Origin of the sequence: Micromonospora sp. NPDC093243, assembly GCF_044753725.1 — a bacterium.
Classification (GTDB): Bacteria; Actinomycetota; Actinomycetes; order Mycobacteriales; family Micromonosporaceae; genus Micromonospora.
The window spans coordinates 1-25740 of record NZ_JBIVNT010000010.1 but is presented as its reverse complement, the minus strand read 5'-3'; the positions used below and the strand labels follow the sequence as shown (position 1 = coordinate 25740).

The following is a 25740-nucleotide window of genomic DNA, read 5'->3' as shown; positions in this document are numbered from 1 at the left end:
CCCGGCCTGCCGGCGGCGATAGATTTGGCGCCTGTCAAATCCAACGGAGGCGCCGATGTTGCTGGTCGGACTGGACGCGCGGGACCTGGCGACGACCCGGTTCGCGGTGTCGCCGCTGTGGGAGGCGGTCGGCAGCGTCCGGATCATCACGCGGCCCCAGTGGTTCCCGGAGCACCTGCCCTGGGTCGAGCGGGCCCGGCCGCGCCTGGCCACCGTGGACTGGCGGCTCCTCACCGACCTGGTGTCGATGCCCACCGGCATCATCCCGGGGTTCGTGTGCCCACCCCCGTCCACCTCACAGCCGACGCTCGACGTCGAGCTGGCCGCCCTCGCCGCCACGCCGGCCGAGGTGGTCCGGGCCGAGCTGGACCGCGTGCCCGGGCCACGGTCGCCTCGGGTGGCCGAGCTGTACGACTGCCCGACGGAGGGCCTGCGTCGACTGGCGGAGGTTGTCCGGGCGTACGCCGATGCCGCCATCGGGCCGTACTGGCCGAGGATGCGGACGCTGCTGGAGCGGGAGGTGCTGCTCGGGGCGCGACGAATGGCCACCGACGGGGTGCAGGGCCTGCTGAACCACCTCGACCCGTACGTCCGGCTGGACGGCGACACCCTGCACGTGGAGCACCTGGTGCTCTCCGGTGCGGTGCGGCTGGACGGGCGAGGGCTGCTGCTCGTCCCCTCGGTCTTCTGCGGCCCGCGGGTCTGGTCGAACTTCGGCTCGCCGGGCCAGCCGGTGCTGCGCTACCCGGCCCGCGCGGTGGCCACGCTCTGGGAACGGGACCCGCTATCGCCAGGCCGCGGGCTGGCCCGGGTGCTGGGGAAGACCCGGGCCGCACTGCTGCACGAGCTGGCGGTGCCCACCTCGACCACGGAGTTGGCCGAGCGCTGCCGGCTGACCCCGGGCACCGTATCCGCGCATCTAGGCGCGCTGCGTGACGCCGGGCTGGTCGGCGCCCATCGGGCCGGTCGCTTCGTGCTCTACGCCCGGACCACAGCCGCGGAGGCTTTGCTCGCCGCGACCGGCGCTGCCACCCGCTGACGGCACGCGGTATGACGTATCCGCTATGTCGCATATCGACAGCGGCCGATTAACATTCACGCATGTCAATGGACGGCGGCACGGCCGTCCGGAACCAGGGGAGTGCGTGATGATCCGACGACAACTGTTACGTGCGGCGATCGCCGTACTGGTGGCGGTCCTGGCGGCGACCGGGATGCGGGTCGCCACCGGCACGGCGGCCTCCGCCGTGCGGACCCTCTACTACGACGCCAGCCGGACCGGGGAGTTCCGCACCAACTTCGACCAGGCCGCGCAGATCTGGAACAGCCGGGTCAGCACCGTGCGGCTGCTGCCCGGCACGCCGGCCAGCATCACCGTCTACGTCGACGACGGCTGGCCCCGGGCGCAGGTGACCGGGCTCGGCTCGGGTCGGATCTGGATGGGCCGCACCGCCGTCAACCAGGGCTACCACCGCACCCGCATCGCCACCCACGAGTTCGGTCACATCCTCGGCCTGCCGGACCGGCGTACCGGCCTCTGTTCGGACCTGATGTCCGGCAGCAGCGCGCCGGTCTCCTGCACGAACGCCTACCCCAGCTCCGCCGAGGCGACCCAGGTGAACTCGCTCTTCGCCGGCACGCTGGCCGCCCCCGCCGACACCCGGACCTACACCTGGCAGGACGGCGCGGACGTCGCGCCGCTCGTGGTCGGTGGTCGGCCGGCCACCGAGAACTACCCCTTCATGGTGTACGTCTCCGGCTGCACCGGATCGCTGATCAAGGCGAACTGGGCGGTCACCGCCAAGCACTGCCCGACCCCCTCCTCGGTCCGGGTGGGCAGCACCAACCGCACCAGCGGCGGCACGGTGGTCCGGGTGACGCGGGGAGTCAACCACCCCAGCATTGACGTCAAGCTGCTGCAACTGGCCAGCTCGGTGAGCTACGCGCCGGCGCCGATCCCGAGCACCTCGGGCGCGGTCGGCACGGCGACCCGGATCATCGGTTGGGGGCAGACCTGCGCTCCCCGAGGCTGCGGATCCGCGCCCGCGGTCGCCAACGAACTGGACACCTCGATCGTGTCGGACAGTCGCTGCTCGGGCATCAACGGCCCGTACGAGATCTGCACCAACAACACGAACGGCAACTCGGGCGCCTGCTACGGCGACTCCGGCGGCCCCCAGGTGCGGCGGATCAACGGAGTGTGGAACCTGATCGGCGCGACCAGCCGAGCCGGTAACAACAACTCGACCTGCGCGACCGGCCCGTCCATCTACGGCGACCTGTCGTCGATCCGGTCCTGGATCAACACCCAGGTCGGTGGCCTGCCGTCCTGACCGGACGCCACCCGGGACCCGGAGCGGAGGGCTGCGGCGGCACCCCTCCGCTCCGCCGTCGCCCGCCGACGCGTCGCCGCGCCGGGGGTCATCCCGCAGCCACCCACCGTGCGGTACGGTGCCTCACATATCGACCCCTTCTGAGGTGGCCCATGTCTGCCGTCGCCGCGCTCGCCCTGACCCTCGCGTTGGCTCCCGCGCCCTCCCCGTCCACGTCGCCGCCGGCGTCCACCGGCCCGGTCGGTGGCCTGCTCGGCGGCCTGGGGCAGCTCGTCGACGGCCTGCTCGGCGGGGGTGACGGCACGCCGAGCGCGACCCCGAGCGCGGCGCCAACCGGGCCGCCCGGCCCGTCGGGCCCGCCCGGTCCCTCCGGTCCGCCCGGCCCGTCGGGGCCGCCCGGCTCGCCGGGCGCCGTGCCACTGCCCAGCGGGTCGTCCGACCCGACGTCCCGCATGCCGGCCCGGGTCGGCTCGCAGGGCGACGCCGAAGACTCACTGGTCGGCGTTCCGCTGGCGCCCCAACCCGGCGCTCGCGACGGCGCTCCGGTCGGCCCGGACCAGCTCGCCGCGCCCGCAGCCGGCGACGACGACCTGATGCGGTTGGCGGTGCTGGTGATCGCGGTCGGCGCGATCGCGGTGCCGCTGATCCTGCTCGTCCGCCGGCGTCAGCCGGCGCCGGCCGCCGCGTCCCCGGTCGTGGCCGGTGGCCCCGTGCCGCCGGGCGATCCCGAGCTGAGCGCCGACAACGTGACCCGGCTGCCGACCAACCTCAACGCGATCTACGAGCTGGGCCGGCTGGACGAGCGGCTCGCCCAGGAGCGCGAACGTCGCTCCTGACGCCACGGGGCGCATCGCCCCGGTGGCTGGTCGTCCGACGCGGCCGGAACTCACCACCGGCGGCGCTCATCCCTGGCTGGCGCGGGTGCCCGCACCCGTCAGCGTTCGACCCCTGAGCGCGTTCGGCAGAGCGGCTCGATGCCGTCGAGCATGCGCTGCAGGCCGAACTCGAACAGCGTGTCGAGGGTGAGGTCCACGTCGGTGCGAGCCGATATGCCGGCCAGGATCGGGAACGCCCCGCTGCGCAGGGTCGCGGCGAGCGTCTGGCCCTGGGCGTGCAGCCACTCGTCGTCCGTGATGCCGGTGTCCCGCACCGCCTCGGCCTCTCGCTCCAGGTTGACGGCGGTGCCGCGGACGAAATTGGCGACGGTGGCGGCGACGTGGATGAGGGTGGTGGGCGCGAGTCCCTGGTCGGCGGCCGCGCGCATTGTCCACTCGGTGTGCGCGATGGCGTGGGGTGTCAGCAGTGGCCTGGTGAAGGACACCACGTGGGCGAGCCACGGGTGACGCTGGTACATCGCCCACTGGGTGCGGCACAGCAACTCCAGCTTGGCCCGCCAGTCGCCGGTCGGCCGGTCGGGCAGTGGATGCTCGGCGAAGGCCGCGTCGGCCATCAGCATGACGAGGTGGTCCTTGCCCCGCACGTGACGGTAGAGCGCCATGGTGGCCACGTCGAGATCGGTGGCGATGCGGCGCATCGTGGTGGCGGCCAACCCTTCGGCGTCACCGATCGCGGTGGCGGCGCGCACGATTCGATCCCGGAATTCGTCCGCGTCGCGGCGACCGTGTTGACCCACGGGGCGCGGGGTGCCGGTGCGGCGACCGCGCCCGGCCGCGACGACGGTGCCGACGCCGGGCACGGCCTCGGTGAGGCCCTCCAGCCGGAGCGCGGCGAGGGCCTTGCTCGCCGTGGCCATCGCCACCCCCCACTCGCTCACGAGTTGTCGCGTGGAGGGCAGGCGGTCACCGGGCTTGAGGTCGCCGGCGGCGATCCGCCCGCGCAGCTGCGCGGCGATGCGGGCGGACGCCGGCCCGGCCTCGTCGATCCCCACCGCATCCACCTCCACCGCACTAGTGCGCCAGGGCACCGTCCAGGATGGCTCGACGGGGTGCACTAGTGCCCAGGTTGAGGACTGTAACAGGCGCCCGGATGCTCAGGTCGGTACGCGTACCGCGTACACAGGGAGACTGGAGGCACCGGATGGACGTGTCGAGAATGCGATCCTGGATCGCCGCGGCCGTGGTGGGCGCGGCGTTGCTCCCCGTCGGCACCGCAGTGGCCGGCCCGACGGAGCCGGCGCGTGCGCCGGCGGTGGTCCGCACCACGCACGGGGAGACGCGTGGCGTGGTCGCCGCGGACCACCGCTCGTTCCTGGGCATCCCGTACGCGGCCGCGCCGGTCGGTGAGCTGCGGTGGCGGTCACCGCGACCGGCGGCGGCCTGGACCGGGGTACGCGACGCCACCAAGCCAGCACCGGGGTGCGCCCAGCCGGCCGGCCTGCCGATGGACCGGCAGAGCGCGGCCGAAGACTGCCTGTACCTGAACGTCACCACACCCGCCGTACGCGACGACAGCAGGTCGCTTCCGGTGCTGGTGTGGCTCCACGGTGGGCACTTCTTCCTCGGGCAGGGCGACACCTGGGGTGGGCGCAGGATGGCGGTCGACGGCGACGTCGTCGTGGTGACGATGAACTACCGCCTCGGCGCGCTCGGGTTCCTGAGCCAGCCCGACGTGGGCGGGTCCGGCAACTTCGGGCTGGAGGACCAGCAGGCCGCGCTGCGGTGGGTACAGGCCAACGCGGCGGCGTTCGGTGGCGACCCGGGCAACGTCACGCTCGCCGGGCAGTCGGCCGGTGCCACCAGCGTCTGCGCCCACCTCGCGGCACCCGGCTCGGTCGGGCTGTTCCACCGCGCGATGCTGCAGGCAACTCGTGCGTCACGCCGTTGCCGAGCCGCGAAGACGCGCTGGCTGGCACGCGGGCGCTGGTCACGGCGGTCGGCTGCGAGGATGACGGCGCGGGCGTCGCCGCCTGCCTGCGTCGCCGCTCGGCGCAGGAACTGGTGGCCGCTGCCGGATACCCGGGGCAGTCCGCGTGGGAGGCCGGCCCGGTCGCCGCTGGGCCGGTGCTTCCGGTCGACCCGGCCGAGGCGGTCGCCACGGGCCGTTTCCATCGGGTGCCGGTACTCGTCGGCGTGACCCGTGACGAGTACCGCGCGCAGGTGTGGGGCATGGAGCGCACCGACATGCTCTGCGCACCCGACCAGGAGAGGCCGTGCGGGCTCACCGCGCGGCAGTACCGGGAACAGATCAGGGCGGCGTTCGGCGTGCGGGCGCCGCAGGTCCTCGCCCGCTATCCGCTGGCCGACTTCAATACGCCGTCGGAGGCGCTCTCCGCGGCCATGACCGGCTTCCAGTACGCACAACCGGTCCTGGACACCGCGCTGGCGTTCAGTCGGTACGTGCCGACCTACCTGTACGAGTTCGCCGACCGCGACGCTCCGTTCTTCGCCGAGGCAGCGCCGGTGACCTTCCCGACCGGGGCGTACCACACGGCGGAGCTGCCCTACCTGTTCACCGTCGACTACGTGCGACCGTTCTCGGCCGGGCAGGAGCGCCTGTCCGACGCGATGGTCGGCTACTGGACCGCGTTCGCGCACCGGGGTGACCCCAACCGGTCCGGGCTGCCGTCCTGGCCGCGGATCGACGTCCGGTCGGAATACGTGCAGCGGCTCGCTCCCGGGCACGCCGGCATCGGCCGGACGGAGTTCGCCCGCGACCACCGGGTGGCGTTCTGGCGCTCGCTCACTGGTTGAGGGCTAGGCCGGTCGCCCTGGCCGCCGCCCGGTCCGGGCGGCCCGGGCGGCCTGGCCACCTTTTTGTGGGTACTTGGCGGCCACGGCGGGCGGGGTGAAGCTGGTCGTGAGCGGTCGGGGGACCGCCGGTACCGAGCAGGGCGGGGGGTCGTCGGTGTTTCAGGAGGACGTGGGCTCCCCGGTGAGCTTGGCCAGGCGGCGGTGGCCCCAGTCGGCGACGGGTGTCAGCGCCTCGGAGAGGTCGCGGCCGAACGGGGTCAGGGAGTACTCGGTCTTCAGGGGCAGCACGTCGTGCACCTCGCGGTGCACCAGACCGTCCGACTCCATCTCGCGCAGGGCCTGAGTCAGCACCTTCTCGGTGAGGCCGGGCAGCTTCCGGCGCAGCTCGCCGGGGCGGCACGGACCGGATTCCAACAGCCAGAGCAGAGCGGTCTTCCACTTGCCGTCGATCACGGCGATCGCGGCGGTCACTCCGCAGACGTTCGGGTCCTGGGCACGACTGCGCGTCATCTTCGTCCTGTTCATCCCTATTTGTTGATGCTTACCGATGAGGAGTTGAGGCATGTCCTCGGACATCGAGAAGTCTGTCACCGTTCTCGGGCTGGGGCCGATGGGCCGGTCCCTGGCGGGTGCGTTCCTGGCCGCCGGTCTGCCGACCACGGTCTGGAACCGGACGCCCGGCCGGGGCGCGGAGTTGGTGGCGCGTGGCGCGGTCCTCGCCCGATCGGCCGAGCAGGCGGTCGCGGCGAGCGGGCTGACTGTCGTCTGCGTGGTGAACTACGACGCCAGCGACGCCATCCTGCGACCGGAGGCGGTCACCGGTGCGCTGAAGGGTCGCGTGCTGGTGAACTTGACCGCCGACACGCCGGACCGGGCCCGGGACACCGCCGACTGGGCAGCCGGACACGGCATCGGTTACCTGGACGGCGCGATCATGACGCCGACCACCACGATCGGTACGCCAGCCGCCGTGTTCATCCACAGTGGCCCGGCCGAGCTCTACCGGCGGCACCGGCCGGTGCTGGACGCGTTGGGCGGCGTCCACACCCACCTCGGCGAGGAGATCGGCCGGGCGGCGGCCTACGACATCGCCCTGCTCGACATCTTCTGGACGACGATGGCGGGCTACGCGCACGCCCTGGCGGTGGCGCGGGCGGAGGGCGTCACCGCCCGGGAGCTGGCACCTTTCGCCAAGGGCATCGGCGCGATCATCCCGCCGCTCTTCGAGGAGCTGGCCGAGGACGTGGAGAGCGGCAGCTTCTCCGGCGAGGACAATCCGATCACCTCCGCGGTCTCGTCGATGGCCCACATCGTGCAGGCGTCCGAGGCGCACGGAATCGACGCGAGCGTGATGCGGGCGGCCGAGGGTCTGGCCCGCCGCACCATCGGGCTGGGACACGGCGGCGACGGGTTCATTCGGATCACCGAGGTCCTCGGTCGCCGCTGACCGGCCGTCGAGGGCGATCCGACCCACCGCGTGGGTCGGATCGCCGGCCCTCATCCCGCTTGGAAACGTTTTCGTAACGAGCCCTTGACCTCTCCGCCATCCACGGCGCAGACTCCCGGAAACGTTTACAGCTATCGGGTGGAGGTGCCAGGGCGTGGGTCGTAAACGTTTACAGGAGACGGCGGACGGCCGACCGACGGTGCACACCGTCGCCGCCCGGGCCGGTGTCTCCATCGCGTCCGCCTCGCGGGTGCTCAACGGCGTCGGCGGCAGCCCGGAGACCGTCCGCAAGGTACGCGCCGCGGCGGCCGAGGTGGGCTACGTGCCGAACGCGATCGCCCGGTCACTGCAGTCGCAGCGCACCGGCCTCGTCGCGCTCGCCGTGGAGGACATCGGCAACCCGGTCTACGTGCAGATGATGCGCGCCATCGAAGCGGTGGTCGCCTCCTCCGGACGGCAGCTGCTGGTGCACGCCACCGGCGGGCGGATCGACAACGAGACCGCCCTGCTGCGCCGCCTGGCCAACCGTTACGTGGACGGCATGATCGTCTCGCCGATCCGGGTCACCGACGACCACCTGGCCGCGCTGGTGGCCAGCCCGGTGCCGGTGGTGGTGGTCGGCCAGCTCGGCGCGGACGCCGCGGTGGACAACGTGCGCACCGACTCCCGGCAGGGCGTGGCGCTGGCCGTGGACCACCTCGTCGCCACGGGACGGCGGCGGATCGGCTTCGTCAACGGCCCGCTCGACACCGTCCCCGGCGCCGCCCGCGACGCCGGCTTCCGGGCCGCCCTGGCCCGGCACGGCATCACGCTCGACGAGGACCTGATCGAGGTCGGCGACTTCCAGTACGCGGCCGGCCGCGCCGCCGCCGAGCGGCTGCTCGCCCGGACCGCCCCGGACGCCCTGGTCTGTGCCAACGACCTGATCGCGGTCGGCGCGCTGCACGCCCTGCTGGCTGCCGGTCGCCGGGTGCCGGAGGACGTCGCCCTGGTCGGCATGGACGACACCGAGCTGGCCCAGATGATGTTTCCCCAGCTCTCCAGCGTCTCGCTCGGTTCGGCCGAGCGAGGTCGCCGAGCCGCCGAACTGCTCCTGCAACGCATCGCCGAGCCGGCCCTGCCGCCGCGGCGCGAGCAGGTGCTGCCGAGCCTCGCCGTCCGCGCGTCCAGCAGCCCGACGCTGCCGGCCCCGCGACCGCCCTCCCGACCGTCCAGCGAAGGGGTGATCTCATGACCACGCTGGCCGAACGGCCGGACGTCGAGCCGGCCGGCAAGACCCGCCGCCCGAACCGGTCGCGTTCCGACCGGACCGCCATCTACCTGCTGCTCCTGCCGTCGCTGCTGCCGATCCTGCTGCTGTCGGTCTTCCCGTTGCTGCGCGGCATCTACCTCGGCTTCACCGACGCCCGGGCCGGGCGCAACGCCGAGGTCAGCTTCACCGGCCTGGCGAACTACCGGGAACTCCTCGGTGACGACCTGTTCTGGAACTCGTTCAAGATCGGGCTGCTCTGGGCGTTCGGGGTGACCGTGCTGCAGTTCCTGCTCGCCCTCGGGTTGGCCCTGCTGCTCAACCAGCAGCTGCGGTTCCGGGGCGTGGCGCGGGTGCTGGCCGTGGTGCCCTGGGCGATGCCGCCGGTCGTGGTCGGCATCCTCTGGAAGCTCGTCTACCACCCGGACGCCGGCCTGCTCAACGAGTTCTTCCACCGGATCGGCGCCGACGGCCTGCGCGCCAACTGGCTCGGCGACTTCAGCACCGCGCTGCCCGCCGTGATCATCGTCGGGGTCTGGGCCGGCATGCCGCAGACCACCGTGGTGCTGCTCGCCGGCCTGCAGGGGGTCGGCCAGGAGCTGCACGAGGCGGCCGCGGTGGACGGCGCGAGCACCTGGCACCGGTTCCGGCACGTCACGCTGCCCGCGCTGGCCCCGGTGATCGTGGCGATCACGTCGCTGGACTTCATCTGGAACTTCAACTCGTTCGGCCTGGTCTATGTGCTGACCGCCGGCGGACCGGGCGGCAAGACCATGCTGCCGATGCTCTTCGCGTACGAGGAGGCGTTCCGCTACGGCAACTACGGCTACGCCGCCGCGCTCGGCAACGTGATGGTCGTGATCATCGTCGCGCTGCTCGCCGTCTATCTCCGCCGCCGGTTGAGGGAGGCCAACTGAGATGTTTGGTAAGCCGAGCCGCACCGGGCGGGCCTTGCAGTACGTGGCGCTCGCCGGCTACCTGATCTTCCTCGGGTTTCCGCTGATCTGGCTGGTCTCCACGGCGTTCAAGCCGCCGCGCGAGCTGGTGCAGCTGCACCCGACGCTGATCCCCACCAACCCGACCGTGCAGAACTTCGTCCAGGCCTTCACCGAGCAGGAGCTGGGGCGGGCCGCGCTGAACAGCCTGCAGGTCTCGCTCGCCTCGGCGGTGCTGACCGTGCTGGTCGCCATGCCGGCGTCGTACGCGCTGGCCCGGTTCCGCTCGAAGCTCGGCACCGCCGCGCTGGGCTGGGTGCTGCTCTCCCAGCTCTTCCCGTTCGTACTGCTGATCATCCCGATCTTCCTGGTGCTGCGCCAGGCCGGCCTGGCCAACACGCATGCCGGACTGGTGCTGATCTACGTGGTCTGGGCGCTGCCGTTCGCGCTCTGGATGCTGCAGGGTTTCGTCCGCAACATCCCCCGCGAGCTGGAGGAGGCCGCCTCGGTGGACGGGGCGACCCGGGTGCAGGTCCTGCGCCGGGTGGTCTTCCCGCTGCTCGCCCCGGGCCTGGTCGCGACCGCGTTGTTCTCCTTCATCTCGGCCTGGAACGAGTTCTTCTTCGCCCTGGTGCTGATCAAGACCCCCGAGCTGGCCACCCTGCCGGTCGCGCTGGCCCGGTTCGTCGGCATCGAGGGCACCGCCCGTCTCGGGCCCCTCGCGGCCGGCTCGCTGCTGGCCACGCTGCCCAGCCTGATCTTCTTCGCGTTCATGCAACGCCGGCTCTCGTCCGGGTCGCTCGCCGGCGCGGTCAAGGGCTGAACCGTCCCCCATCCACCACCAAGGAGGTAACCCCCCATGCTCCCTACCCGATTCCGTCGACTCGCCGCGGCCACCGCGGTCGCGGTCGTCGGCCTCGGCGCGCTCGCCGCGTGCGGTGACAGCGGCGACGACGAGGCCGCGTCCGGCCCGGTGAAGCTGCGCTTCCTCAGCCTCGCCTGGCAGAAGGAGTCGTTGCAGGTCAACAAGGACCTGGTCGCCAAGTGGAACGCCGAGCACCCGGACATCCAGGTCGAGTACGTCCAGGGCGACTGGAACTCGGTGCACGACCAGCTGCTCACCTCGTTCGAGGGCGGCGACGCGCCGGACATCGTGCACTACGAGGCGTCCGCGATCGGCGAGTTCAGCAAGCAGGGCTACCTGGCCGACCTCTCCGGGCTGCTCTCCGACGACCTGAAGGGCCAGATCGACCAGGGCGTCTGGGACACCGTCACCACCGACGACAAGGTCACCGGCGTGCCGTTCCTGCTGGAGTCGCAGGTCGTCATCGCCAACAAGAAGCTGCTCGACGCCGCGGGCGTCGCGGTGCCGCCGGCCGACGGCGGCTGGACCTGGGACGAGTTCCAGGCCAACGCGCAGAAGCTCACCAAGCCCGGCCAGTACGGCGTGGCGTGGGCGCTGAAGTCGCCGACCAACCGGGTGCTGAACCTGGCGCTCAACTACGACGGGAAGTTCTTCTACACCGACGGCGGTCGCACCGAGGTCAAGATCGGTGACGCGGAGAAGGAAATCCCGAAGCGGATCCACGACATGATCTACACCGCCAAGTCGGCCTCCCCGGAGGCCCTCGGCATGAGCGGCGCGGACACCCTGCCCGGCTTCTTCGGCGGCAAGTACGCGATGCTGCCCGGCTCGGTGTCGCTGCGCCAGCAGATGGTCGAGCAGGCGCCGGCCGACTTCCAGTGGGTCACCCTGCCGCCGGTCAAGGGGCTCTCCGCCAAGCAGGCGGCGAACCCGCAGACGCTGTCGGTCTCCGAGGACTCCAAGCACAAGAAGCAGGCCGCGCAGTTCCTCGAGTACTTCCTGAACCCGACGAACATGGCCGCACTGGCCAAGGGTGACTGGCTGGTACCGACCGGCAAACAGGCCAACGAGGAACTGGTCAAGCTCACCAACGGCAAGCAGGGCTGGGACGTCGCCGCGGACAGCGCCGCGGACCTGACCGTCGCCCCGTTCCAGCAGGCCGACGGCTACCCGGAGTGGAAGACCAAGTACGCCACCCCGGCTCTCCAGCAGTACTTCGCCAACAAGATCACCCTCGACCAGCTCGGCACGCAGCTGGTCGACGGTGGCAAGCAGGTTCTGAGGTAGAACATGTCACTCTTGCTCGATAAGTCGGTCGGTTGCCTGGTCGGCGCCGCGGTCGGAGACGCCCTCGGTGGCGCCACCGAGACGGCGCTGCCCGAGCAGATCCGCGCCCGGTTCGGCGGCTGGGTCGAGGGCATCGTGCCCCCGTACCACGCGGACTGGGCCACCGCGCGGCCGCTCGCGCCGTACCACAAGGGCGACGGGCACATCACCGACGACACGTTGATGACCCATGCCCTGGTCCGCGCCTACGCGGCCAAGCGAGACCACCTCGACGCGTACGACGTGGTGGAGCTGCTGGTCCCCGACCTGATCGAGCGGGTGGTGCACATCCCCGACCTGGAGCGGGACGGGGTGACCTTCCACCGGCTCGCGGCCGCCGAGCGGTGGCTGGTCACCCGCCTGCACCACGCCCACGCGGACCCGCGCGAGGCCGGGGTCGGCAACATCGTCAACTGCGGGGCGGCCATGTACATGGCCCCGGTCGGCATCGTCAACGCGGGCGATCCGGCCGGGGCGTACGCCGAGGCGGTGGAGGTCGCCGGGGCGCACCAGCACAGCTACGGGCGGGAGGCCGCCGCGGTCTTCGCGGCCGCGGTCGCCGCGGCGGCGACCCCCGGCGCGGGCGTCGAGGATGTCGTCGCCGCGGCGCTGGACCTGGCCCGCGACGGCACCCGGGCGGCCATCGACGCGGTGGTCAAGGAGGCCCGGGGGCACCACGACTGGAAGCCGGCGATCCCGGCGCTGCGGGCCGCGGTCGCCCCCTACGACACGGTGGGGGAGGAGTACCGCAGCCCCGGCCTCGGCGCGCGGCGGCCCAGCCGACTGCACGCCATCGAGGAGCTGCCGGTGGCGATCGGCATGCTCGTGGTGGCCGGCGGCGAGTTCCGTCCGGCGGTGCTCGGTGCGGTGAACTACGGCCGCGACGCGGACTCCACCGCCACCATGGCCGGCGCCATCGCCGGGGCGCTCGGCGGTTCGGCGGCGGTGCCGGCGGAGTGGGCCGAGACCGTCGCCACCGCCTCCCGGACCGATCTGGTCGAGCCGGCCCACGTCCTCGCGGCGGTGGCCGGCGAGGTCTTCGACCGGGACCAGGTCCGGTTCGCCCGGCGGGCCGAGCGCTTCGCCGGGCTGGCCGGTGGCGCGACCCGGGCGCCGAGCGGCGCGGACCGTCGGGACGCGGAGCCGACCCGGTGAGGATCACCTGGGTGCAGCCGGAGGACCTGCTGCCGCACGAGCTGGCGGCCAGCCGGGACGAGGGGCGGGACGTGACCGCGCTCGCCCAGCGGTGGACGGCAGCCGGCGGGGATCCCACCCCGCCGGTCAGCGGGGCGTCGCCGACCCCGGCGTCACCGGCGCTGCGGGCGCTCGCCGCGCAGCTGCTGGACGCCGCCGACGCGCTGCCCACCGTCGCCGCCGACGACGAGCCGGACGACCTGGCCGCGATCCGGGCCGGCTGGCCGGCGGGCTGGTCGCTGCCGACCGACGTGTCGTACGACCGGCTGCACGGCGCATGGCTCGGTCGGGCGGTCGGCTGCCTGCTCGGCAAGCCGGTGGAGAAGATCCCCCGGGAGGGGATCCGGGAGATCCTCACCGCGACCGGCCGGTGGCCGCTGCGCGACTGGTTCACCGCGAAGGGGCTGCCGCCCGAGGTGGCCGCCCGCTGGCCGTGGAACCGGCGCAGCGCACCGACCAGCCTCGCCGAGAACATCGACGGCATGCCCGAGGACGACGACCTGAACTACGCGCTGCTGGCGCTGCGCGTGCTGGAGACGCACGGTCGGGACTTCACCAGCGCGGACGTGGCGCAGGCCTGGCTGGACTGGCTGCCCGGCGGGCGGGTCTTCACGGCCGAGCGGGTGGCCTACCGGAACCTGCTGCTCGGGCTGGCCCCGCCGGAGACCGCGCGTCGGCACAACCCGTTCCGGGAGTGGATCGGCGCGCAGATCCGCACCGACGTGTACGGCTGGGTCAATCCCGGCCGGCCCGACCGGGCCGCCGAGCTGGCCTGGCGGGACGCCACCGTCAGCCACGTCCGCGGCGGGGTGCACGGCGCGCTCTGGGCCGCGGCCCTCGCCGCCGCGGCGCCGGTCGCCGCGAGCGTCGATCAGGTGCTGGACGCCGCCGAGGCGGTGCTGCCGCCGCGCAGCCGCTTCGCCGCCACGGTCCGCGAGGCGCGCGCCCTCGGCGCCGGGGCCGACGACTGGGAACCGGTTGTCGACGAGCTGTACGCCCGGCACGGACACCTGCACTGGGTGCACGTGCGCAACAACGCCGCGTTGGTGGCCGCCGCGCTCGCGTACGGCCGCGGTGACCTGGAACGGTCGATCACCGCGGTGGTCAGCGGCGGCTGGGACACCGACTCGACCGGCGCGACGGTCGGCGCGGTCACCGGGGCCCTCGCCGGGGCGTCCGGGCTGCCGGCGCGCTGGGTCGCCCCGCTGCGCAACCGGCTGGCCAGCAGCATCGGCGGCTTCGACGGCATCGGCTTCGACGAGTTGGCCGAGCGGACCCGCGCCCTGGCCGGAGCGGGGGAGTGATCGGGTTGCGGCCGTCCGGCGGGTGCATGCCGGCGGCCGCGAGGCGGACCGAAGGGAGCAGGGGATGAGCGCGCACGTGGTGGTGGTGGGCAGCACCAACCTGGACCTGGTGGTGACGACGCCGCAGCTGCCCCGCCCCGGTGAGACGGTGCTCGGCGAGAACTTCCGGACCGTGCCCGGCGGCAAGGGCGCCAACCAGGCGGTTGCCGCCGCCCGGGCCGGCGCCGGCTGCGACTTCGTGGGCGCGGTCGGCGACGACGCGTTCGGTACGCAGCTGCGGGCGAGCCTGGTCGGGGCGGGGGTCGACGTGCGGGGTCTGCGCACCGTTCCCGGCGCCTCCGGCGTCGCGCTGATCGCCGTCGACCGGGACGCGGAGAACTTCATCGTGGTCGCGCCCGGCGCCAACGCCGCGCTCACCGAACTGGACGCCGCCGACCGGTCGGCGATCGCCGCCGCCGACGTGCTGCTGCTCCAGCTGGAGGTGCCGCTGTCCACCGTGGTGCGCGCGGCCGACTGGGCCCGGGCCGAGGGCACCACCGTAGTGCTGAACGCGGCACCGGCCGCGGTACTGCCGGCGGAGCTGCTGGCGCTGGTCGACGTGCTGGTGGTCAACGAGCACGAGGCCGCGGTCGTGGCCGGGGTCTTCTCCACCGACCCGCCGGTGCTGCTCGACGCCCTGCTCGAGCTGGTGCCCCGGGTGGTGCTCACCCTGGGGGCGCGCGGCGCCGCGTACGGCGACCGGCGCGGCCTGCGGCTGACGGTCCCCGCGCCGCGGATCGACGCGGTGGACACCACCGCCGCGGGTGACGCGTTCACCGGCGCGCTCGCCGTCGGCTGGGCCGAGCGCGGCGGCGCCGTCACCGAAGACACCGTCACGGCGAGCCTGCGCTGGGCCTGCGCCGCCGGCGCGGCCTGCGCCCAGCGGCCCGGCGCGTCCACCGCCCTGCCCGAGCGGGCCGCCATCGACGCCCTCCACGACGCGACCTACCGAGGTACCCCGTGAGCTTCAACCCCTATGTCCCGCGCCCGATCGACCGGCCGACCGAGGTTCCGCTGGGCGCGCACGCCGACCTGACCACCTTGGACGAGGCGAAGATCTTCGCCGCGCCGGACGACCCGGCCGACTGGCCCGCCTGGCGGGAGCAGCTCGCCCACTGGCGGGCCGACGCCCGGGCCCGGATCGGCTACACCGGCGAGCACTACGACGAGATCACCGGCGACTGCTTCAGCGTCTGCCTGGCCTGGCTCTGGGACGAGACGCTCTACGACCACGAGCGCGGCGTCTTCACCGTGGACGAGTTCCTCGACGCCGCCGGGCGGGACTTCGGCGGCTTCGACGGGGTGGTGCTCTGGCACGCCTACCCGGTGATCGGCCTGGACGACCGCAACCAGTTCGACTGGTACCGGGACGTGCCGGAGCTGCCCGAGGTCGTGCGGGCGTTCCAGGAGCGTGGTGTGCGGGTGTTCGTCGACTACAACCCGTGGGACACCGGCACCCGTCGGGAGCCGGGCAGCGACGCCGAGGAGGTCGCCGCGCTGGCCGGCAAGCTCGGCGTCGACGGGGTCTTCCTGGACACCCTCAAGGAGGGCGCCGGAGAGCTGCGCGCCGCGCTGGACGCGGCCCGGCCCGGCCTGGTCCTCGAAGGCGAGAGCCGGGTGCCGCTGGCCCGGATCGCCGACCACGCGATGTCCTGGGCGCAGTGGTTCGCCGACTCCGAGGTGCCCGGTGTGCTGCGGGCCAAGTGGTTCGAGCGGCGGCACGTGCTGCACCACACCCGCCGCTGGCACCGCGACCACCTCGACGAGCTGCACTCCGCCTGGCTCAACGGGGTCGGGGTGCTGGTCTGGGAGAGCGTCTTCGGCGTCTGGGTCGGCTGGAACGAGCGGGACCGGGCGGTGCTGCGGGCGATGCGTCGGGTGCAGACCAGCCACGCGGCGTGGTTGCGCGCCGAGGACTGGGTTCCGCTCGCCGACCACCCCGGCTCCGGGCAGGTGTACGCGTCCCGCTGGACCCACGACGGCGAGCCACTCTGGACCGTGGCGAACCGGGGCGCGGACCACGACGGACCGTGGCTGGTCACCGAGGCCCGGCCGGGCCGGCGCTTCGTCGACCTGGTCACCGGCGTCGAGCTGACCGTCACCGAGGCCGCCGACGGCCGGGTGACGGTGGGCGGCGCGCTGCCGGCCGGCGCGATCGCCGCCGTGGCCGTCACCGACGCCGCCGTGGACCAGCACGAGCCGCCCACCGGCGATCCGTCGTTCCCGGCCCGCGCCGCGGTGCGCGTCCGCACCCCGTGGGCGCCCCGGCCGCAGCTGCCAGCGGGAATGGTGGCCGTCGATGCCGGCCGGCGGGACCTCGTCGTCCGGCACCGGGTGCGCGAGACCGGGCTCTACGGCGAGACGCCCTACGTCGACGAGTGGAAGCCGCTGCCACCCCGGCTGCACCACACCGGCACCCTGCGCCGCAGCGTTTCGCTCGGCCGGTTCGCCATCGCCACCCACGAGATCACCCACGCCGAGTACGCGGGATTCCTGCGCGCCACCGGCTACCGGCCGGTGCGCCCGGAACGGTTCACCGCGGGGCGAGGGCCGGCCGACGCGCCGGTGACCGGGGTCGAGCTGGCCGACGCCCGGGCGTACGCGGCGTGGGCCGGGCTGCGGCTGCCCACCGAGGACGAGTGGCAGGTGGCCGCCGAGGCAGGGCTGCTGGACCGCCGGGAGCCGCTGGTGTGGAACCTGACCGAGAGCGAGCACTCCGACGGGCGCACCCGCTTCGCCATCCTCAAGGGCGGGGCCGCGTACCGCGCCGAGGGCTCCGACTGGTACCTCGACGGCGGCCCGCAGCCGCCGGAGGTCTCGGTGAAGCTGCTGCTCACCGGGGCCGGCCTCACCCGCTCCGACCAGGTCGGCTTCCGTTGCGCAGCCGACCTGCCGACCACCGAGGAGTGACCTGATGGGCAGACGTTGGCGGATCGGCGGCGGCGTGGCCGCCGTACTCCTCGCGCTGGGACTGGCCGGTGCGGTGCCGGGCGGGGCGAGCGCGGAGCGCCTCCGCGCGGGCACGCTGACCACCGCCTCCGCGCCGTCCCCGGCGCTGGACGGGACCATCGACTACACCGTCTATCTGCCGTACGGGTACGCCAAGGCGACCGCCACCCGCTACCCGGTGCTGTACCTGCTGCACGGGCGGGGCGACACCATGCAGGCGTGGACCCGGGTGAAGGCCGACCTGGACCGGATGATCGCCGACGGCGAGGTGCCCCCGGTGATCGCGGTGCTGCCCGACGCGCCGTGGAGCAGCCGGGGCAACTGGTACGTCGACTCCGCCTACACCGGCGCGGACGACCCGGGCCGGCCCGTGGAGACCGCGCTCACCCGCGACCTGGTGACGCATGTCGACGCCACCTACCGCACCGCCGCGCACCGGGGCGCCCGCCTGGTCGGCGGCTACTCGATGGGCGGCGCCGGCGCGCTGCGCTACGCCCTCGCGCACTCCGACCTCTTCGCCAACGCGCTAGTGCTCAGCCCGGCGGTCTACCGGCCGCTGCCGCCGGCCGACTCGTCGGCGCGCGAGTACGGCGCCTTCGGCTCCGGCGCGCAGCGCTTCTCCGACGAGGTCTACCAGCGGCTGAACTACCCCGCCCTGCTGCCCGGCCTGGATCCGGAGACCCCGGTCCGGATGTACGTCGCGGTCGGCGACGACGAGTGGGCCAACCCCGACCCGGCCGACGCCGCGCACGACCTCGACTACGAAGCGGCCACCCTCTACAACACGGTGCGCCGCGCCGACGGGGTCGCCGCCGAGCTGCGGGTGCTCGACGGGGGGCACGACTGGGACGTGTGGCGACCCGCCTTCGTGGACGGCCTGAAGCACCTCGCCGGCACGCTGAGCGTCACCCCGCCGGCCGGGCTGCCCGGGCCGGTGCACGGCAGCACGGGCACGGACTGGGCCGGCGGCGTCGCCGCCCACCCGGGCGGCACGAGCACCATCGGCTACGCCGCGTCCGGGCCGGTCGACGGCCAGCCGTACGCCGGCGGGCTGGACGCGGTGGTGAGCCGGCTCGCCACCGACGGCACGACCGCGCGGTGGACGACCCAGTTCGGCACCGCCGCGAACGACCGTCTCTACGGGCTGGTGCCGCTCGCCGACGGCGGGGTCATCGCCGCCGGCTACACCCGCGGCGACCTGGACGGAACGCACCCCGGCAGCCCGGCCGACGACGCCTTCGTGACCCGGCTGACCGGGTCCGGGCAGCGGGCCTGGCTGACCCAGGCCGGTGACCCGACGAAGGCGGACCGGTTCTACGCCGTCGCGCCGGCGCCGGACGGCGGCGCGTACGTCGCCGGCTACACCAGTGGCTCGTTCGCCGGCGAGACCGGCGCCGGTGACAAGGACGCCGTGCTGGCCCGGATCGGCCCGGACGGGCGAGTCGTCTGGAGCCGGCAGTTCGGCGGGTCCGGCGAGGACAAGGCGTACGCGGTGACCGCCGACGCGCAGGGCGTGTACGTGGCCGGCGGAACCACGGCCGGCCTGCCGGGCACGACCGCGCTCGGCGCCGCCGACGGCTGGCTGGCCCGCTACGACCCGGCCGGCACCCGCAGCTGGGTGACCTCGGTGGGCGGCCCCGGCGACGACCTGCTCGGCGGCCTCGCGATCAACTCCACCGGCACGCTCGTGGCCACCGGCTCCACCGGCGGCGAGGCCACCGCCGGCGGCAGCGACGTGCTGACCGTCGGGTACACCCCGGCCGGTCGGCAACGCTGGCGGACCGTGACCGGCGGCCGCGGGGCCGATGCCGGCGCGGAGGTGGTGGCACTGCCCGACGGCGCGGTCGCCGTGGTCGGGTTCACCGGCAGCACGCTCGGGCTGCCGGTCGGCGGCGCGGACGTGCTGACCGTGCGGCTCGACGCCCGGGGACGCCAGCTCGGCGTCGCCCAGTACGGCACCGCCCGGGACGACGCGGCCGACCCGTTCGGCGAGGAGAACGTCTACGCGACCCTCGGCGCCGACGGCCGGCTGCTGGTCAGCGGGCTCACCGCCGGAGCGCCGGTGGGCGGCGGCGCCCTCGGCAACGGCGACGTCTTCCTCGCCGCATTCGACCCGACGAAGGGAACGCCGTGACCAGCGCGAATCCGAACGCCCCGGGCCCCCTGGACGGGGTGAAGGTGGTCGACCTGGCCACCCTCTTCGCCGGGCCGCTCGCGGCGGCGTTCCTCGGCGACTTCGGCGCCGACGTGATCAAGGTGGAGCATCCGGTCAAGCCGGACCCGTCGCGCGGGCACGGCCCGGCCAAGGACGGCGTCGGGCTCTGGTGGAAGGTGCTCGGCCGCAACAAGCGGACGGTCACCCTCAACCTCTCCGACCCCGACGGCGCCGCCCTGTTGCGCCGGCTGCTCGCCGACGCCGACGTGCTGGTGGAGAACTTCCGCCCGGGCACGCTGGAGCGGTGGGGGCTCGGCCCGACCGAGCTGCACGCGGTCAACCCGCGGCTGGTCATCACCCGGATCAGCGGGTTCGGGCAGGTCGGGCCGTACGCCCGCCGGCCCGGCTTCGGCACCCTCGCCGAGGCGATGAGCGGCTTCGCCGCAGCCACCGGGGAACCCGACGGCCCACCCACCCTGCCCCCGTTCGGACTGGCCGACTCGGTGACCGCGCTGGCCGCCGCGTACGCGGTGATGCTGGCCCTGCGGGCCCGGGACGCCACCGGCGCCGGGCAGGTGGTCGACCTGGCCATCATCGAGCCGATCATGGCGATGCTCGGCCCGCAGATCACCTGGTACGACCAGCTCGGCTACATCCAGCCCCGGCTGGGCAACCGGTCCAACAACAACGCACCGCGCAACACCTACCGCTGCGCGGACGGGCGCTGGGTGGCGGTCTCCACCAGCGCGCAGAGCATCGCCGAGCGGGTGCTGACGCTGGTCGGCCGCCCCGAGCTGGTCGCCGAGCCGTGGTTCGCCACCGGCAGCGGCCGGGCCGCGCACGCCGACGAGCTGGACGCGGCGGTGAGCGCCTGGGTGGCGCAGCGGGACCGCGACGAGGTGGTGGCCGCCTTCGAGGCGGCGCAGGCGGCGGTCGCGCCGGTCTACGACGTGCGGGACATCCTCGCCGACCCGCAGTACGCGGCGCTGGGCACCGTGCGCAGCGTGCCGGACGAGGAGCTCGGCGAGGTGCGGATGCAGAACGTGCCGTTCCGCCTCGCCGAAACGCCGGGCGAGATCCGGCACGCCGGGCGCCGGCACGGCCAGGACACCGACGCGGTCTTCGGCGCGCTCGGGCTGAGCGCCGAGGAGCTGGACTCGCTGCGCGAGCGGGGCGTGCTCTGATGCTGATCAGCTGGCTCTACGTGCCCGGCGACCGGCCGGACCGGTTCGCCAAGGCGGTCGCCTCGGGCGCCGACGCGGTCATCCTGGACCTCGAGGACGCGGTGGTCGCCGGGCGCAAGGCGTACGCCCGGGACGCGGTCGCCGAGTTCCTCGCCGAGGCGCACCCGGTGCCGGTGCAGGTCCGGGTCAACGAGCTGACCGGGCCGGACGTCGGTGCCGACCTCACCGCGGTGGCCGGTCGGCCCGGGCTGGCCGGGCTGCGGCTGCCGAAGGTGGAGTCGGCCGCGACGGTGACGGCGCTCGCCGATCGGGTCGACGCGCCACTGCACCCGCTGGTCGAGTCGGCGCTCGGGCTGGAGGCCGCGTACGCGATCGCGTCCGCCCACCCGGCGGTGGCCTCGCTCGGGCTCGGCGAGGCCGACCTGCGCTCCGATCTCGGAGTGAGCGACGACGACGGGCTGGCCTGGGCGCGCGGCCGGGTCGTGGTGGCGGCCCGCGCGGCCGGCCTGGCCCCGCCGGCGATGTCGGTGTACGCCGACGTCGCCGACGTCGACGGCCTGGCCGCCTCCTGTGCGGTGGGCCGGCGGCTCGGCTTCCTCGGCCGCACGGCGATCCACCCGCGCCAGCTCCCGGTGATCGTCGAGGCGTTTCGGCCGGCCGAGCGGGAGGTGGCCCGGGCGGTGGAGCTGCTCGCCGCGGTCGCCGACGCTCAGCGGCGGGATTCGGGCACGGTGGTGCTGCCGGACGGACGGTTCGCCGACCGGGCGATGGTCGCCGCCGCGCAGCGCGTCGTGGACCTGGCCGCCCGCTTGGCGTGACGAGCGTCCCCGACGGGTCGGCGTTCGATCTGCACCCACGATGACTACCGTGTCTGCCGGCCTGACCTGACCGTTGAGCGCACCCACCTCATGAGCGGTGGGCGGGATGTCGGCCAGCATCACCGCCGCTCGTCACGGCGGCCCCGCGCGCCCTCGCCGCCCAGGGCTGAGCCGGCACGAAACGGCGGTCACGCGACCGCGGTGGGGACCCTGGGCGCCGCCCGGTCCGCCGGCGGACCGGGCGGGTGGCGGCCGAAAGCCGCCGCCCGTCCCGGTCAGCCGCGGCGGGTCAGCCCCAGTTCTGGGGGGCCGGCTGACGGGTGGTGGCGTTGAGTCGGTTGAAGAAGTTGGTGGTGGCGATCCAGAGCACGATCGCCGCCAGTTCCTTCTCCCCGAAGTGCCGGGCCGTCTCCGCCCAGATGTCGTCCGGCACGGCGTCGGCCTTGTCAGCGAGCCGGGTGGCGGCCTCCGCGAGCGCGAGTGCGGCCCGCTCGGCGTCCGTGAAGTACGGCGTCTCCCGCCAGACCGCCACTGCGAACAGCCGGTCGTCGGTCTCGCCGGCCTTCCGCATCGCCCGGGCCCCCGAGTCGACACAGGCGCTGCACCCGTTGATCTGGCTGGCCCGCAGGTGCACCAACTCCAGGGTGCTCTCGGGCACGCCGGCCGAGTGCGCCGCCTTGTACAGCAGGTTGACGGCCTTCACGGCATCCGGCAGCAGCCCGGCGGGGTTGGCGATACGCGGTTCGATGGTCATGTGTCGTCCGTCCTGTCCTCTAGGCTTGCCGGGCCGTCGCGGCGCGACGTCCCGGTGGGTTCACCGGTATGTCGGCAGCCGGCCGAACGGCGTGACAGACGTGGCCGCGGTCACATCGGCACTCGCACGGCAAACGGGGTGGGGAGACCATGCGCAACGCGGACCTGCTGGCCAAGCGCTTCGAGGAGCACCGGCCGCGCCTGCGCGCGGTCGCCCACCGGGTGCTGGGCTCCGGCGCCGAGGCCGAGGACGCCGTGCAGGACACCTGGCTCCGGCTCAGCCGGGCCGACGTCGACGGGATCGACAACCTTGCCGGCTGGCTGACGACCACGGTCGGCCGGGTCTGTCTGGACCGGCTGCGCGCAAGGACGACGCGGCCCGAGCAGCCGTGGGACGCGAGTGAGGGTGAGCCCGGCCCGGCTGATGGCGAGCCCGTCGACCCCGAGCGCGAGGCCGTGATCACCGAGTCGGTCGGCCGGGCGCTTCTGGTCGTCCTGGACACCCTGGCGCCCACCGAGCGCTTCGTGTTCGTGCTGCACGACATGTTCGCGGTCTCCTTCGACGAGATCGCGTCGGTCGTCGACCGCAGCCCTGCGGCCGTGCGACAGATCGCCAGCCGGGCCCGCCGTCGGATACAGCTCGGCGGGACCGTCCGGGAGACGGATCCGGCGCGTCAGCGGCAGGTCGTCGAGGCGTTCCTCGCCGCCTCCCGTGAGGGCCGGTTCGACGACCTGGTCACACTGCTGGACCCGCACGTCGTGCTGCGGGCCGACCCGGTGGCCGTCGGCCTGGGATCGCATACTGAGACCCGCGGTTCGGCCGCCGTCGCCGGTTTCTTCAACGGACGGGCGCAGGGCGCCGTGCCCGCGTACGTGGACGCCGCGCCGGGCGCGGTCGTGGTGATCGGTGGGCGGGTCCGGATCGTGCTCACCTTCATCGTCAGCGACCGGATCATCGGCATCGAGGCGGTGGCCGACCCGGAGCACATCGCGGCACTCGACCTCGTCACGGGCGAACCAGCTTCACGGTGACCGGGTGGCGGCGGGCCCGCCGCCCCGGTGGCGTCCCACAGGGACTTGCCGCCGGCGGAGCGGCGGCCGTCGGCGTCCGGCCCAGGGTGGCGGGAGCAGCACCAGGTTCCGGGGGCCGTGCACGCCCTCGAAGCTCGCCGTCCGCTTCCAAGCCGTTTCACCATCGCGATCATCTCCGAATGGCTCTGACCCGCTTATGGAACACGCCTCAGTCGAGCCGGGCGAGTTCGGCGGTGCCGTCGCCGACCACGGTGGCGGCGAGCGCCCTGGTCGCCGGGTTGGCACCGGCCTGCTGCTCGGCGCGGGCGATACGGACGGCCTGGGTCAGGTGCGCGCGCAGGTGCGCCGCGACCAGCCGGTGGAACCGCGGGCCGGTCGTGGCGCGTAGCGTGGCCAACTCCTCGGCGGTGACCATGCCCGGCATGTCGTGGCCCTCGTGCGGGTTGGTCTCTGGTGCGCCGGACTCGGCCAGCAGCCGACGGGAGCGGGCCAGGTTGGCCTCGCAGGCGTCGCCGACGCGGGCGGCCAGCCGTCGCCAGGCCGGGTCGGTGGTCCGGTCCGGCACCAGGTCCAGTACGGGCAGAAGCCGCTCGCTCATCGCCACGGTCAGCTGGAGCCAGGCGACGTCGGTGGCACTGAAGGCTCCGATGGTCGTACCACCAGGGGCCGTGCCGACCGGCGCGGCGCTGGCGCTCGGCGCGGCGCCGGGGATCGGCGCGGTGCTGGCGGACAGCGAGGGCGATCCGGCGTCGTTCGCGCAGCCCGCGACGAGCAGCGTCGCGGCGATTAGGACGAACGGTGCGGTGATCACGACGCGCACCCTGGCCTCCTCTCCGTCCCGGTGGGAGCGGGCCCCGTGCCATCGGGCCCGCTCCCGGGGGGACGGTCCGTCGGATCAGATCGGTCGGCCGTCGTGGCCGCACTTGATGACCGGGCGGATGCAGTCGTTGACCCGGCGGGCCATCTCCGCCGTCGGCCAGGCGTTGAAGAAGTCGCCGTGCATCGTGTAGCCCGCCCCGGAGGCCAGCCGGAACGCCGCCGGGTTGCCGTTGACCGGGTAGCGCAGCACCTGCCGCAGCTTCGGCACGTGCACCGGGTGCGTCGCCGGGCAGGCCTGGTTCACCGGGTACGCCATGTGGCTCTTGTGATCCGGCGAGTCCAGGTCACGGCCGTTCCAGCACTGCGGGAAGTCCAGGTACGACTCCATCATCGTGCCGGCCGGGCAGGTGACGAAGTCCTTCGACGGCGGTACCTGACCGGCGTGCAGGCAGGACCAGCGGGCGATGCTCTCGCTCGGCCCGGTGGCCCGGGCGTTGCCGGCGACGATCCGCAGCCCCTGCGGGATCGGCTGAGTGTTCGCGACGACGTCGGCGCGTACGCCCTCGCCCAGGTAGTAGAACGTGACGATGGTGGGCTCGACCGGCACATTGTTGTTGTAGAGCGTCGGCACCCAGTACGACGAGACGTCCACTCGCGGGTTGCAGGTGGTCGGCGAGCGCACCAGGTCGGGGAGCGTGGTGTGGGCGTTGGTCACCGTGGCGCCGAAGAAGCTGTGCATGTGCGAGGCACCGGGCAGCCCGGGGTAGATGATCGGGTCGTCCGGCAGTCGGTGGCTGTACGTGCAGTCGGCGGGGAACTCCGCGACGCGGATGACGTTCGGGCCCGGGTCGGCGTCGGCCCGGGTGGTGGTGGACGCGACGTACGTGGCGAGGAGTGCCAGCAGGGCGCCGATCGCCGTGGCGAGGCGCAGCCGGCGGCGGGTGCCGGATAGGGGTGCGGCCCTGTCCATCTCGTGACTCCTGTCGGGGTACGGGTCAGGAACACCTCCGGCGCCGCCGCCGAAGACGTCGGAGATCCCTGGCCAGACTGGTGGTGGGGGCTGTGCCCGTGTGAGAGAGCGCTCTCACGTCCAGACTCACCCCGATGTCGACAGTTGTCAATACATGCCCGGTTGGTGCGAATGACGACGCCCCCGCCGCCGCCGGGCGCGCCCCGTGATCGACCCGGGCTCCGTCTCGCGGTATCCAGGCACCGGGGACACCTCCGACCTCACGGAGCCCGGGTGGATCAGCCTCGTCGTGCGGCGCGCGGGTGCGGCGGGCGGGGTGAGTGATCAACTCTAGTTCGCCGACCTGGGGGTATCGCCGCGCGTCGGATACCCCCGTTTCGGCGATCTGGAGTCGATCACCCTGATGCCCGCCGGCTCGCCCGGTCGCCGGGTCGGTCCCGATTGAGCCGGCTGTCCGGTTCGTGGGCTGCCCGGTTGGGTGCGGTGTCCGGTTCGGGGTGGTTGTCCCGTGGGCGGGGCCACCCCGGTGGCGGAATCATGGCGGCGCCCGGGTCGTTGAACATGACGTGCCGCGCGGCCTCGCCGCCGTGCCGGCCCCGGGGATCGACCCCCGCCCGCCGGGAGGGCGTGTCAGATGGTCTGTGTAACGAGATCAGCGTGAGCTGAAGGAGTACACAGATGACCGTGACTGGTGATCAGCGCGGGAGTGAACCGTCGC

At 73.7% G+C, this 25740-nt stretch carries 21 protein-coding genes and 1 pseudogene; 17 read left to right on the top strand and 5 right to left on the bottom strand.

The genetic code is table 11. The features are described 5' to 3' along the window. The first annotated feature begins 55 nt into the window (after positions 1-55). From ACIP9D_RS28520 to ACIP9D_RS28510, 3 genes are all read left to right on the top strand, one after another. Positions 56-1039 carry a DUF5937 family protein gene (locus ACIP9D_RS28520; protein WP_350874738.1) on the top strand — a complete coding sequence of 328 codons (984 nt, stop codon included), beginning with the start codon at positions 56-58 and terminating at the stop codon, positions 1037-1039. A gap of 25 nt (positions 1040-1064) precedes the next feature. After that, entirely contained in the window at positions 1065-2333 is a 1269-nt protein-coding gene (locus ACIP9D_RS28515) for a snapalysin family zinc-dependent metalloprotease (protein WP_400451267.1), read from the top strand. A gap of 152 nt (positions 2334-2485) precedes the next feature. Further along, entirely contained in the window at positions 2486-3169 is a 684-nt protein-coding gene (locus tag ACIP9D_RS28510; RefSeq protein WP_350874739.1) for a hypothetical protein, read from the top strand. A gap of 98 nt (positions 3170-3267) precedes the next feature. Here ACIP9D_RS28510 and ACIP9D_RS28505 read toward each other — a convergent pair whose 3' ends face one another. Continuing rightward, positions 3268-4221, bottom strand: coding sequence for a TetR/AcrR family transcriptional regulator C-terminal domain-containing protein (locus tag ACIP9D_RS28505; RefSeq protein WP_350874740.1), 954 nt, complete (start codon positions 4219-4221; stop codon positions 3268-3270). A gap of 44 nt (positions 4222-4265) precedes the next feature. Here ACIP9D_RS28505 and ACIP9D_RS28500 point away from each other — a divergent pair. Then, positions 4266-5983 (top strand): annotated as a pseudogene (locus ACIP9D_RS28500) (carboxylesterase/lipase family protein). Positions 5984-6142: 159 nt separating this feature from the next. On the opposite strand, the gene ACIP9D_RS28495 reads toward ACIP9D_RS28500, so the two are convergent. Then, positions 6143-6493, bottom strand: a complete 351-nt coding sequence (locus ACIP9D_RS28495; protein ID WP_350874741.1) for a helix-turn-helix domain-containing protein — start codon at positions 6491-6493, stop codon at positions 6143-6145. A gap of 52 nt (positions 6494-6545) precedes the next feature. Here ACIP9D_RS28495 and ACIP9D_RS28490 point away from each other — a divergent pair, with 52 nt between their 5' ends. From ACIP9D_RS28490 to ACIP9D_RS28435, 12 genes are all read left to right on the top strand, one after another. Then, on the top strand, positions 6546-7430 hold the full coding sequence (locus ACIP9D_RS28490) for an NAD(P)-binding domain-containing protein (protein ID WP_350874742.1): 885 nt from the start codon (positions 6546-6548) through the stop codon (positions 7428-7430). Positions 7431-7584: 154 nt separating this feature from the next. Then, entirely contained in the window at positions 7585-8664 is a 1080-nt protein-coding gene (locus tag ACIP9D_RS28485) for a LacI family DNA-binding transcriptional regulator (protein WP_350874743.1), read from the top strand. After that, entirely contained in the window at positions 8661-9596 is a 936-nt protein-coding gene (locus tag ACIP9D_RS28480; RefSeq protein ID WP_350874744.1) for a sugar ABC transporter permease, read from the top strand. Before ACIP9D_RS28485 ends, ACIP9D_RS28480 begins: the two co-directional genes overlap by 4 nt. A 1-nt stretch (position 9597) precedes the next feature. Next, complete coding sequence (locus ACIP9D_RS28475; protein ID WP_350874746.1) at positions 9598-10437, top strand: carbohydrate ABC transporter permease; 840 nt, start codon at positions 9598-9600, stop codon at positions 10435-10437. Positions 10438-10473: 36 nt separating this feature from the next. After that, the gene (locus ACIP9D_RS28470; RefSeq protein ID WP_350874748.1) at positions 10474-11766 is read left to right on the top strand and encodes a sugar ABC transporter substrate-binding protein; all 1293 of its coding nucleotides are present in this window, start codon (positions 10474-10476) and stop codon (positions 11764-11766) included. A 3-nt stretch (positions 11767-11769) separates the two neighbouring features. Next, the gene (locus tag ACIP9D_RS28465) at positions 11770-12960 is read left to right on the top strand and encodes an ADP-ribosylglycohydrolase family protein (protein ID WP_350874750.1); all 1191 of its coding nucleotides are present in this window, start codon (positions 11770-11772) and stop codon (positions 12958-12960) included. After that, the gene (locus ACIP9D_RS28460) at positions 12957-14303 is read left to right on the top strand and encodes an ADP-ribosylglycohydrolase family protein (RefSeq protein ID WP_350874752.1); all 1347 of its coding nucleotides are present in this window, start codon (positions 12957-12959) and stop codon (positions 14301-14303) included. Before ACIP9D_RS28465 ends, ACIP9D_RS28460 begins: the two co-directional genes overlap by 4 nt. Before the next feature lie 64 nt (positions 14304-14367). Next, a complete protein-coding gene (locus ACIP9D_RS28455; RefSeq protein WP_350874754.1) occupies positions 14368-15306 on the top strand; it encodes a ribokinase in 939 nt (312 codons plus the stop codon). Next, positions 15303-17252, top strand: a complete 1950-nt coding sequence (locus ACIP9D_RS28450) for an SUMF1/EgtB/PvdO family nonheme iron enzyme (RefSeq protein ID WP_350874756.1) — start codon at positions 15303-15305, stop codon at positions 17250-17252. The genes ACIP9D_RS28455 and ACIP9D_RS28450 overlap by 4 nt, the downstream gene beginning before the upstream one ends. Before the next feature lie 4 nt (positions 17253-17256). Further along, complete coding sequence (locus tag ACIP9D_RS28445) at positions 17257-19425, top strand: alpha/beta hydrolase-fold protein (RefSeq protein ID WP_350874758.1); 2169 nt, start codon at positions 17257-17259, stop codon at positions 19423-19425. Continuing rightward, positions 19422-20630, top strand: coding sequence for a CoA transferase (locus ACIP9D_RS28440; protein ID WP_350874760.1), 1209 nt, complete (start codon positions 19422-19424; stop codon positions 20628-20630). Before ACIP9D_RS28445 ends, ACIP9D_RS28440 begins: the two co-directional genes overlap by 4 nt. Beyond that, a complete protein-coding gene (locus ACIP9D_RS28435) occupies positions 20630-21448 on the top strand; it encodes a CoA ester lyase (protein ID WP_350874761.1) in 819 nt (272 codons plus the stop codon). Before ACIP9D_RS28440 ends, ACIP9D_RS28435 begins: the two co-directional genes overlap by 1 nt. A gap of 289 nt (positions 21449-21737) precedes the next feature. Here ACIP9D_RS28435 and ACIP9D_RS28430 read toward each other — a convergent pair whose 3' ends face one another. After that, the gene (locus ACIP9D_RS28430; protein WP_350874763.1) at positions 21738-22202 is read right to left on the bottom strand and encodes a carboxymuconolactone decarboxylase family protein; all 465 of its coding nucleotides are present in this window, start codon (positions 22200-22202) and stop codon (positions 21738-21740) included. A gap of 149 nt (positions 22203-22351) precedes the next feature. Here ACIP9D_RS28430 and ACIP9D_RS28425 point away from each other — a divergent pair, with 149 nt between their 5' ends. Next, a complete protein-coding gene (locus ACIP9D_RS28425; protein ID WP_350874765.1) occupies positions 22352-23233 on the top strand; it encodes a sigma-70 family RNA polymerase sigma factor in 882 nt (293 codons plus the stop codon). A 208-nt stretch (positions 23234-23441) separates the two neighbouring features. Here the strand turns inward: ACIP9D_RS28425 and ACIP9D_RS28420 are convergent, their stop codons facing one another. Together ACIP9D_RS28420 and ACIP9D_RS28415 are read right to left on the bottom strand one after the other, a co-directional pair. After that, on the bottom strand, positions 23442-24053 hold the full coding sequence (locus tag ACIP9D_RS28420; protein WP_350874767.1) for a DUF305 domain-containing protein: 612 nt from the start codon (positions 24051-24053) through the stop codon (positions 23442-23444). 75 nt (positions 24054-24128) lie between these two features. Then, complete coding sequence (locus ACIP9D_RS28415; protein ID WP_350874769.1) at positions 24129-25022, bottom strand: DUF1996 domain-containing protein; 894 nt, start codon at positions 25020-25022, stop codon at positions 24129-24131. Between the last annotated feature and the right edge of the window lie 718 nt (positions 25023-25740).